This window comes from Nitrospira sp. (assembly GCA_016873435.1).
GTDB lineage: Bacteria > Nitrospirota > Nitrospiria > Nitrospirales > Nitrospiraceae > VGXF01.
Genome location: VGXF01000021.1, coordinates 1 through 9,032, shown reverse-complemented (window position 1 = coordinate 9,032; position 9,032 = coordinate 1). Strand labels below are relative to the sequence as shown.

The following is a 9,032-nucleotide window of genomic DNA, read 5'->3' as shown; positions in this document are numbered from 1 at the left end:
GGCTCAAACAAATCGGGCTGGAGGTGGATGCCCCGCCTGCCGCATTTTATGTGTGGGTGAAGGTGCCCAAGGGCTACAAGTCGGCTACGTTCACGGCGCATCTATTGGACAAGGCCGGGATTGTAACGACGCCAGGGAACGGGTTCGGGGCCCCGGGGGAGGGGTATATCCGAATGACGGTGTGCACGACGAAGGAGAGGTTGGCAGAGGCCGTCGAGCGGATCAAGAAAGTAGGATGGTAGGAAAGAGTTAGGCTCTTTGCCTGTCTCGCGTGCTCGCGCCCCGCGCATGCAAGAACCGAATTATTAGATTTCCGGTGGTGCTCGGCGCCTGTGCGCAATTGCGAGGCAGCCAAGTCGCCTCCCCAATTTTGAGAGAGTGGGTGGGGATAAGCCGATAATAGGCCTGTCCCCGCTTGGAATCGCGCCAAGCCCTCCTTTATCTCGAAAAAAGATAGTCCCAAGATCGTTTCTTTATTGATGTTCGATCAATCTCGAAGAATTTTTGTTATCGATGTTTTGTTCTTCGTACTGGTCACCGAATTTCACCGCAGCCTGTTTCTTAGCGTGACAGAATAGGTACGCGGTCACTCTGAAATGGTATGGTGCATTCGTGTATAGATTAAGCAGTCTTTTCCTTATCTCCAGCAGCGCCCACAGAAACCGGGGCGCCCAGAATTTGAACCACCTCCGCTTTTGTGATTCCAAGCGGTATCTTCGCAATATCAGCAGCTGTTCCGTAAGGCATTGCCTGACAGCCCGTTAACAGACGTGAAAATCGACCTAGAGACTTCGTGATCATCGCGCAAACCTCTTGCTTGCAGCGGCCTGGTTCCTTTTGTAGGCTTATTCTCAACAGACAGACTTGGGTCGCCAAATTCCCTAGCCCGTCATGCTTCGCGACCCCCGCATGGTTACTCTTCTCATTAAGTTGAGATGGACAGCTTCCGCGGAAGTAGTCTAGGCTTGCCCACAAGTGAGGCCAACTGAGTGAGCGCCAGCATCTTCATCGGGTTCGGATCCAACCGAGGCGATCGGGCGGATTTGTGCGACCGGGCGGTGACGCTGATAAGCCTGCTACCGAATTCGCAGTTGCTTGGGATCTCGTCGATCTATGAAACAGAGCCGGTGGATGATGCCGGTGCGCCAGGGGACGGCTGGTTTTTGAACGGGGTCGTGCAGCTCAAGACGAATATCACACCGCAGAGCCTGCACGCGGTCTGCTGTGAGATCGAAAAGGCCCTTGGCCGCGACCCGGAGCATCGCTCGGGCCCACGCACAATGGATTTGGACGTTCTGTTTTATCGGGACTGGACAGTTCAGGATGCCGGGCTGACCATTCCTCACCCGCGCCTGCATTTGCGGCGGTTCGTGCTGGAGCCGCTGGTGGAATTGGCGCCGAGCTTTTTCCATCCGGTCCTAAAGCAGACGGTCGCCGCGCTGCTGGAGAAACTTGAGGACTCGCACCGTGTTCGCAAGATGACGCCGCAACCTATCCGCACCACGGAGCGCGTACTGCCTCTAGCATCAAGCTCAGACCATTCATGAACACGGGCGCTGCAATCGCGGATACGCTGCTGCGACAGGTGGGTGCGCTGCTTAGTCCGGTAACGTCTTGCTGGGAAGACGCTTTCCCCCCGAGCGGCCTCCCCCCGCCTGTCTTGAGACGCGTCCGTGCGATATCGCGACGAACCGGTATGAATAAGCAGGGCTCATGAAAACTATCTGTACCGTCAAGGCAATGGCCGCTTGGTCTGCCGCACACCAGCGCGAGGGGGTCACGATCGGACTCGTGCCGACGATGGGTGCGCTCCATGCGGGCCACCGCGCGCTGATCCGCGCCGCGCGACTCTCCTGCGACGCCGTCGTCGTTAGCCTCTTCGTCAATCCGATACAGTTTGGGCCAACGGAAGATTTGTCTCGCTATCCGCGACAGCTAAAGGCCGATGTGGCGCTCTGCAAGAAGGAAGGTGTGGATGTACTCTTTGTGCCGTCCGCAAGCCAAATCTATCCGGGCGGATTTCAGACGATGGTAATTGTGCCGGGTATCGCACGTCGCTGGGAAGGTGCCCGGCGCCCCGGCCACTTTGCCGGCGTGGCGACCGTGGTGACCAAACTATTCGCGATGGTCCGTCCTACCGCCGCGTTCTTTGGTCAGAAAGATTTTCAGCAGTCAGCTCTGGTGAAGCGGTTGGCTGAAGAGTTGAATCTAGGCGCGAAGGTGATCGTCTATCCGACGGTGCGGGAAGCCGACGGCCTGGCAATGAGTTCGCGGAATGTCTATCTCTCAAAAAAGCAGCGCACGGCAGCTCCGGCGCTCTTTCAGGCGTTGCAAGCCGGGCGTGCGGCCATCCGCACTGGTGTCCGCTCTGGAGCTGCCATTCAGAAGACGATGCACGCGGTGGTGAAACGGGAGAAAATGGCAACGGTCGACTATCTAGCCGTCTGTGATCCCGACACGCTGCAGCCGCTCTCGCGCATCCGCGATCGCGCGGTGCTGCTGGGCGCGATTCGCATCGGGAACGTCCGCCTCATTGATAATTTGCTGGTGACCTGCTGAGGGGTTACTCGGTCATGATCGCGTGATCGTACCGGCGCCGTGTTTTTTCTCCCCCACGCCGGGGGCAGGAAATTTACGTGGGCCTACGCTCGTGCCGCGGCGCGACATCCATCGACTCGTTGTACCGCTTGTTGAATTGCAGAGCGAGAAACCGGTGGGCGGAGGGCTGCCAGGGCAGCGCCATCAGCTCCGGCTCTTGTCGAATTTGGCCGTCTGCTCGGCCAGAATCGGCTCCACACACGCCGGCGAATAGGTTGGTGGCTTGACCCACTTCCCGTCTGCCCGCTTGTGCCCGCCGACCTTGCTCATGTTAGACCGGTGAACTTCGCGGAAGACGGGTTGCATGTCGATGCCGCACGAGACAGCGGTGCCGTAAACGACGTAGAGTAGATCGGCCAGTTCCTTGGCCACGGCCGCGGGATCGGCCTGGGCCAGCGCCTCCCGCAATTCGTCGAATTCCTCTTGAATCAGCCGGACCCGCAGCGCACGCGTGGCGTCTCCCGGGACGGTAGGCGCCTGCGCCTCGGCGATGCCGAAGGTCCGGTGAAACTCGGCCACCATCTGTTGTTCGTCGGTCATGGGTTTTTGAGACGGGACTCGAACGATCAGGCGATCAGGGTACGGCAAGAATGCCGTGACGTCAAGAAATGAACGCGCCGTGTATTATGGACGAGCAAGCAGTTGATTTTTAGGTTGCGCGGATTCATGCTGCCAAGCATGACATGGATCGAACTCCTCAGCGCCGTGGCCGTCGGGGTGGCGGTGGGCGGCGCCCTCGTGGTGGCCGGCCTGCGTCGGATGCAAGCCCGGGCAGCCCGTGATCTGACCGACGAGATGAAGGCCAGCTTTGGCAACCTGTCGCTCGAAGCCCTCTCGAAATTCTTCGATCTCGCCAAGTCCAGGTTGGATGCCGAACGGGCCACGCACGTGCAGGACCTGGACGCCAAAAAGGGCCTCATTGACCAGCAATTGCGTCAGATGACGGCTGAACTGGAAAAGGTCTCGGTGCTGGTGAAAGAGCTCGAGAAGGACCGGGTCGAAAAATTCGGACAGTTGACCTCGCAACTTCGTGTGACGACCGAACAGACAGCAGCGCTCGTCCAGACCACGCAGACGCTGCGGGAGGCGCTGGCCAGCACCAAAACGCGCGGCCAGTGGGGCGAACGGATGGCCGAGGACGTGCTGCAGTTGGCCGGCTTCGTCGAGAACGTGAACTACGTCAAGCAGAAGACGCTGGCCGCCGGGTCCCGTCCGGATTTCACCTTCCTCCTCCCACGCAAGCTCACGCTGAACATGGACGTGAAATTTCCTCTCGATAACTACCTCAAGTATCTGGATGCGGCATCCGACACCGACCGGCTGCGGCACCGGACAGATTTTTTGCGGGACGTCAAGGCGCGGATCAAGGAAGTCGCCACGAGGGACTACATTAATCCTGAGGAGAATACCGTAGACTCCGTGCTGCTGTTCATTCCCAACGAGCAGGTCTATGCCTTCATCTACGAGCAGGACAGCGCGATCCTTGACGATGGCATTCGGCAGGGCGTGGTCTTCTGTTCGCCGCTGACGCTCTTTGCCATCCTTGCGGTCATTCGCAAGGCCGTGGAAAGCTTTTCGCTGGAGCAGACGTCGAACGAGATTCTCGCACTGCTGGGCGACTTCAAAAAACAGTGGGGGGAGTTTCTCGGCAAGCTCGAACTGGTCGGCAAGCGCATCGGCGACGCGCAGAAGGAATACGAGGCGCTAACCACCACGCGGCGCCGGCAGCTGGAAAAGCCCTTACATAAACTTGATGACATGAGAATGCAAAGAAACTTGCCCCCGACCGGGGATTATACTGCGACAGGGCCCGACAAGGGGGAGGAATGACACGGCCGCACCCTCATTTATACAGACTGTTTATGTATTCTTAAGTCAGAAGCCTCTCCGAAACGATCGCTCCGGACAGGGTATTCGCGGTTGCTGCTCGCGTGCGCCAGGGGTACGGTCCTCGTTGCGCTGGCCGGATGCTAGTGACCCGAATCTCGTCAGGTGCGTAGGAGGTTGCCAGGCACGGCCGCCTTCCCGCCGACAAGGACAGGGGCCGAGTAATCTCTTAGAGAAACGATATCGTAGACAGACGGCACAGGACGGTGTGGGCTATCGTCCTAGGGGGCCGCATCTTGTTTAAAGCATTTATTGGGGCAATCTTGCTTGGGGACCTTGATCTGATGCGTCCCCTTCGGGAGGTATTCCTTTTTGATTTCAGGGTTGAGAAGCTTCAACTCCAAAAAGTACGAGCCAAATTCCTTGGCGAGCGAGGCGAGGTGCTTCTGCGGCTCCTTGATCGTCACGGTGACGGTTTCAGTCTCCAGCGGGGTGTAGATGTCCTGCTTTTTCAGGCCTAGATATTTTTCCGGCTGGGAGTAAATTTCCTTCGCGGCAATGATGCGGGGCACATAGCGCATTGTTTCTCGCACGAGGTGCAGCCGCCAGTAATCGTCCACCATCTGGTCCTTGAGCTGCCTGCGGATGCGCTCCTCGCCCCCGTTGTAGGCGGCCATGGCGAGAAACCAGTCGCCGTTGAAGAACTCTTTTAAATAGCGAAGATATTTCACGGCGGCCTCGGTGGACATTTCGAGACTGCGCCGATCATCCTTCCACTGATCGCTCTTGAGCTTGTAGCGTTTGCCGGTGGAGCCGATAAACTGCCAGGGGCCTGAGGCCTTCTTCGACGACTGGGCCGCGGAGATGCATTTGCTCTCCACGAGCAACATGAACTTGAGGTCGTCCGGGAGGCCCGCGTCCGCCAGTTGTTTTTCCGCGGGTGGAAAACATCGGCCCGTGCGCTTGGCGAGAACGATGCTCTCCCCCTCATCCTCGAGAAATTGATAGAACTCGTATTCAATCCGCTCACGCACCTGCCATGAATCCAAGGGAATGGATTGCCCGCCGAACGTCAATTTTTCGGGCAGCTTAAAGGAGCTGAGAAAGTGCCGTTCGCCCTCCCGCTTGATTTCCGGCAGGACGATGATGCGCGACTCCGGGTCCTGCTCTGGAACGATCAGTTCCGCATCTTTTGGACCCAGCTCATCGGCATGCCCGGTGTCGTTCGGCGCCGCGGCTGGAGCGGGTGCAATCGGGGCTGCCGGTGCCGACGATGGAGCAAGCGGTGCGGCCAGCGGCTGCGCGAGCAGCGGCGCCGCGGCGAACACGACCAGCAACAGGCCGGGCATTCCTATTGAACGGATTATGTGATGTGGCATCGAGGCTTTGAAATGATTGCGATGATGGCCTGGAATGACCGTTCAAACAGACGGCCCATGCTAACAGGAACCAGTCAGATCGGCAAGGCCGGCCGGTGCTCTCGTCTTTCGCTATGATAGAATCCCGCCTCATGCGCAACCTCACAGTCGTTCAGCGGCAGGTGTCGCAGTGCCGGCTCTGTCCGCGCCTAGTCGCCTATCGCGAGCGTATCGCGAAAGAGAAGCGGCGGCAATTTCGTGAGTGGATCTACTGGGGCCGTCCGGTGCCGGGCTTCGGTGACCCCAAGGCTCGCCTGTTCGTCGTTGGGTTAGCGCCGGCTGCCCACGGTGGCAATCGCACCGGTCGTGTCTTTACCGGCGACCGCAGCGGGGACTGGCTCTACGAAGCGCTCCACACGTTTGGTTTTGCCAACCAGCCGACATCAGTGAACAAGAACGACGGCCTGCGCGCAATCGATTGCTATATTGCGCCCGCCGTGCGCTGTGCTCCACCGCACAACAAGCCGCTGCCTATGGAATTTGACGCGTGCCGGCCTTATTTAGTGGAAGAGTTTCGCCTGCTGAAGAATCTCAAAGTGATAATTGCGCTCGGCAAGATCGCCTTCGATCACTATCTGAAAACCTGTCGCGACCTCGGTCATGAAATCCCCAAGCCCGTCCCAAAGTTCGGCCACGCGGAAGTCTATCGCCTGCCCTGGGGCGTGACGCTCCTCGGCTGCTACCATCCGAGCCAGCGCAATACGCAAACAGGTTTCCTCACCCGCGGGATGTTCCATTCCGTCTTCCGTAAAGCACGAAAGCTAGTAGACGCGGGCTAAAACCAAACGGGAATCAGTGCAGTTTACCCGATCCCTACGAGCTCTTGGAGCAGTTCGTCAACGGAATCGTCGTCAGGCTGACTTCGAAGAATCGTGAGCAGCTGTTTTTGGCCGTAGCCACGCGCTCCTCCCGATTGAGGAATCGGGACAGGCAGCTTTTTTCGGAGACGCGTCGAAAAACAGCCAGTCCCGTGGCCCTTACTGCTGGCCTTTTGCCTTCCAGTCGTCGAGAAACTTCTTTAGGCCGAGGTCTGTCAGCGGGTGCTTGAAGAGCTGCTGGAAGATCGTGAACGGCATGGTGCAAATGTGCCCGCCCACGAGCGCTGCCTCCACCACGTGCTGCGGGTGCCGTACGCTCGCCACCAGCACGAGGGTCTTGTAGTCATAATTCTTATAGATGGTGACGATCTGGCGGATCAGGTCCATGCCGCTCGAACTGATATCGTCCAGCCGCCCGATGAACGGCGACACGCACCACGCTCCCGCCTTGGCGGCCAGGATCGCCTGCGAGGGCGAGAAGCAGAGGGTGACATTGACCTTGATGCCTTCCCCGGAGAGCTTTTTAGTGGCCTTGATACCTTCCGGGATCAGCGGCACCTTGACTACGATGTTCTTGTGAATGTTGGCCAACTCCTTGCCCTCTCTCACCATCGCGTCAGCCTCAAGACTCACGACCTCGGCGCTGATGGGGCCGTCCACGATCTTGACGATTTCCTGAAGCATTTCCTTGAAGCTGCGGCCTTCTTTGACGACGAGCGAGGGGTTAGTGGTCACACCGTCGAGGATACCCATGCTGGCGGCTTCGTGGATTTCCTTCACATTAGCGGTGTCGAGAAAGAACTTCATGGCCGGGCTCCTTTCGCGCGCGGGACCAATCTTTGTATCGGCTAATCGGTAGTAGTATTGTAGGGGCATCGTGGGGCGAACGCAATATCGACGCACAACCGGTGCGCTGACCCGTTTGACGGTCTGGGGGTTGGTTGTTAGAATGGCCGCAAAGGAGAGCCACCATGATACGAAAGCTCGGATCAATCCTTATGGCGAGCGCCTTGCTGGCTGGCTGCGGAGGGGGCAGTCCCTATCTGAACATGTCGTTGAACGAGATGGAAGGCAAGGACAAGGCCTGGGTGGAGAAGAACTACGGCGCGCCGTCCGGCAAGTCGGCACGGTTTTTTGGGGGCGAAACCTGGACCTATTTCCGGGTGTCTGGCGGTAAGACCGGGCCGGTCCTAGGCAATCACACGCCAATCCAGTGCCAGATTACGATAAAATTTGATCGCGACGGGAAAGTCTCTTCGACCAACTCATCAGGCTGTTAGCCGCCCGACTGTTTCTGAAAGGCCTCCGCGCAAGTGCTGCTGCAAAAGAGGTAGGGCTGTCCCCCGACAATGGGGGGCACGGCCGATCCCCGCGGGACATAGGTTTTGCACATCGGACACAGCACCATGTCATCCTTGCCGGCCAGCGCGCCCCCCCGCGTTTTAAGCCCCCGGAACTCCTTGATAGCACTCCGCAGCAGGAAATAGCTCAGCACCAACAGGCCGCCAACGAGCAATAAGCGAATCATCGTCTACTCCCCACCATGCGCGCTGCCCGCCATCCTACGGGCGACTCCAGATGCTGTCAATCCTTTGACTGCCCTGCCTTCCCAGCGGGGCCGCTCAGGATTCACCCTGAACCATATCGACGTGTCAAGGACGGCCTCCTGCGCCAAGAGATTGAAATGTCTAGGTTCTTCTGGCAGTCAGAGCGGGTCCAAATGGCCCATAGGCCTTCCTGCTTAAGAGGCCATTTGCCCTTTCAAAAAGGGGCTTCTGCCCGATAGTGAAACCGCAGGGCGCGTGGTAGGTTTCCATCCATGAAGACCTGCGACAAATGCAAGGGGACCCTGATGCTGGAGCGCGCAGTGGATTTAGACGCCGGCCTGGCGATCACCGTCTACGCGTGCCTCAACTGCGGACGGCGGAAGCCGGCCGAGCCGGAACCCCGGCCGCTCACAGCCCGCGCCTACGCGATCCGCTGACGCGACGCCCGTGCGACGTCCGCATGCGCTGACCGCCGACGAGCGGCTCGCGGCGGAAGCTGCGTGGTACGGGCGGCCACTCGATCTTATCTGGTCCGCGCCCGCGCGGGCTGTCTATGCTGGCATGGCACTGGCGAAACTCAAACGCGAGACGCATCGGGTCATCTCAGAGCACAACGCGGTTTTTGTCCAGCGCGCGCTCGATCTAGTCGCTGGGTAGCGCACAACAGAACGAACTATGAAACCGACGGTTACCAAAATTTCTAGCATCCCGCAGACGGCCCTGCTCTGCTGCCCTCAGTGCACCCATCTGATCAGTTACGAACGGGGCCAAGACCGCATCGTCTGCCGCGCCTGCGGTGCCACGCTCCCGGCGCGCACGCTGCG

General features: G+C 58.9%; 11 protein-coding genes. 7 read left to right on the top strand and 4 right to left on the bottom strand.

From position 1 onward, the window contains the following. The 3 genes from FJ248_08455 to FJ248_08445 all read left to right on the top strand — a co-directional run. Positions 1-242 (top strand): aminotransferase class I/II-fold pyridoxal phosphate-dependent enzyme (locus tag FJ248_08455; GenBank protein MBM4120910.1); only part of this gene is annotated, 242 nt, incomplete at its 5' end. A gap of 747 nt (positions 243-989) precedes the next feature. After that, positions 990-1,547, top strand: a complete 558-nt coding sequence (folK, locus tag FJ248_08450) for a 2-amino-4-hydroxy-6-hydroxymethyldihydropteridine diphosphokinase (protein MBM4120909.1) — start codon at positions 990-992, stop codon at positions 1,545-1,547. A 166-nt stretch (positions 1,548-1,713) separates the two neighbouring features. Then, the gene (locus tag FJ248_08445) at positions 1,714-2,559 is read left to right on the top strand and encodes a pantoate--beta-alanine ligase (protein ID MBM4120908.1); all 846 of its coding nucleotides are present in this window, start codon (positions 1,714-1,716) and stop codon (positions 2,557-2,559) included. Positions 2,560-2,742: 183 nt separating this feature from the next. Here the strand turns inward: FJ248_08445 and FJ248_08440 are convergent, their stop codons facing one another. After that, the gene (locus FJ248_08440; GenBank protein ID MBM4120907.1) at positions 2,743-3,138 is read right to left on the bottom strand and encodes a hypothetical protein; all 396 of its coding nucleotides are present in this window, start codon (positions 3,136-3,138) and stop codon (positions 2,743-2,745) included. 126 nt (positions 3,139-3,264) lie between these two features. Between FJ248_08440 and FJ248_08435 the strand changes: the two genes are divergently transcribed. Next, positions 3,265-4,428 (top strand): DNA recombination protein RmuC, encoded by a 1,164-nt coding sequence (locus FJ248_08435; GenBank protein ID MBM4120906.1) that lies wholly within the window; start codon positions 3,265-3,267, stop codon positions 4,426-4,428. Positions 4,429-4,706: 278 nt separating this feature from the next. On the opposite strand, the gene FJ248_08430 is transcribed toward FJ248_08435, so the two are convergent. After that, a complete protein-coding gene (locus tag FJ248_08430) occupies positions 4,707-5,774 on the bottom strand; it encodes a lytic transglycosylase domain-containing protein (protein ID MBM4120905.1) in 1,068 nt (355 codons plus the stop codon). Between the two features lie 161 nt (positions 5,775-5,935). Between FJ248_08430 and FJ248_08425 the strand changes: the two genes are divergently transcribed. Continuing rightward, positions 5,936-6,622 (top strand): uracil-DNA glycosylase, encoded by a 687-nt coding sequence (locus FJ248_08425; GenBank protein ID MBM4120904.1) that lies wholly within the window; start codon positions 5,936-5,938, stop codon positions 6,620-6,622. Between the two features lie 198 nt (positions 6,623-6,820). Here FJ248_08425 and fsa read toward each other — a convergent pair whose 3' ends face one another. After that, positions 6,821-7,468 (bottom strand): fructose-6-phosphate aldolase, encoded by a 648-nt coding sequence (fsa, locus tag FJ248_08420; GenBank protein ID MBM4120903.1) that lies wholly within the window; start codon positions 7,466-7,468, stop codon positions 6,821-6,823. Positions 7,469-7,632: 164 nt separating this feature from the next. Between fsa and bamE the strand changes: the two genes are divergently transcribed. Next, positions 7,633-7,941, top strand: coding sequence for an outer membrane protein assembly factor BamE (gene bamE, locus FJ248_08415; GenBank protein ID MBM4120902.1), 309 nt, complete (start codon positions 7,633-7,635; stop codon positions 7,939-7,941). Here the strand turns inward: bamE and FJ248_08410 are convergent. Further along, positions 7,938-8,189: a hypothetical protein gene (locus tag FJ248_08410; GenBank protein ID MBM4120901.1), complete on the bottom strand. Its 252-nt coding sequence runs from the start codon at positions 8,187-8,189 to the stop codon at positions 7,938-7,940. The genes bamE and FJ248_08410 overlap by 4 nt on opposite strands. A gap of 466 nt (positions 8,190-8,655) precedes the next feature. Between FJ248_08410 and FJ248_08405 the strand changes: the two genes are divergently transcribed. Further along, positions 8,656-8,865, top strand: coding sequence for a hypothetical protein (locus tag FJ248_08405; protein MBM4120900.1), 210 nt, complete (start codon positions 8,656-8,658; stop codon positions 8,863-8,865). The last annotated feature ends 167 nt before the right edge of the window (positions 8,866-9,032 follow it).

Bases quoted from the DNA above. Each gene is read 5' to 3' on its own strand.
- bamE (MBM4120902.1), top strand. From the start codon at position 7,633: ATGATACGAAAGCTCGGATCAATCCTTATGGCGAGCGCCTTGCTGGCT.
- FJ248_08410 (MBM4120901.1), bottom strand. From the start codon at position 8,189: ATGATTCGCTTATTGCTCGTTGGCGGCCTGTTGGTGCTGAGCTATTTC.
- FJ248_08425 (MBM4120904.1), top strand. From the start codon at position 5,936: ATGCGCAACCTCACAGTCGTTCAGCGGCAGGTGTCGCAGTGCCGGCTC.
- FJ248_08430 (MBM4120905.1), bottom strand. From the start codon at position 5,774: ATGCCCGGCCTGTTGCTGGTCGTGTTCGCCGCGGCGCCGCTGCTCGCG.
- FJ248_08445 (MBM4120908.1), top strand. From the start codon at position 1,714: ATGAAAACTATCTGTACCGTCAAGGCAATGGCCGCTTGGTCTGCCGCA.
- fsa (MBM4120903.1), bottom strand. From the start codon at position 7,468: ATGAAGTTCTTTCTCGACACCGCTAATGTGAAGGAAATCCACGAAGCC.
- FJ248_08440 (MBM4120907.1), bottom strand. From the start codon at position 3,138: ATGACCGACGAACAACAGATGGTGGCCGAGTTTCACCGGACCTTCGGC.
- FJ248_08435 (MBM4120906.1), top strand. From the start codon at position 3,265: ATGCTGCCAAGCATGACATGGATCGAACTCCTCAGCGCCGTGGCCGTC.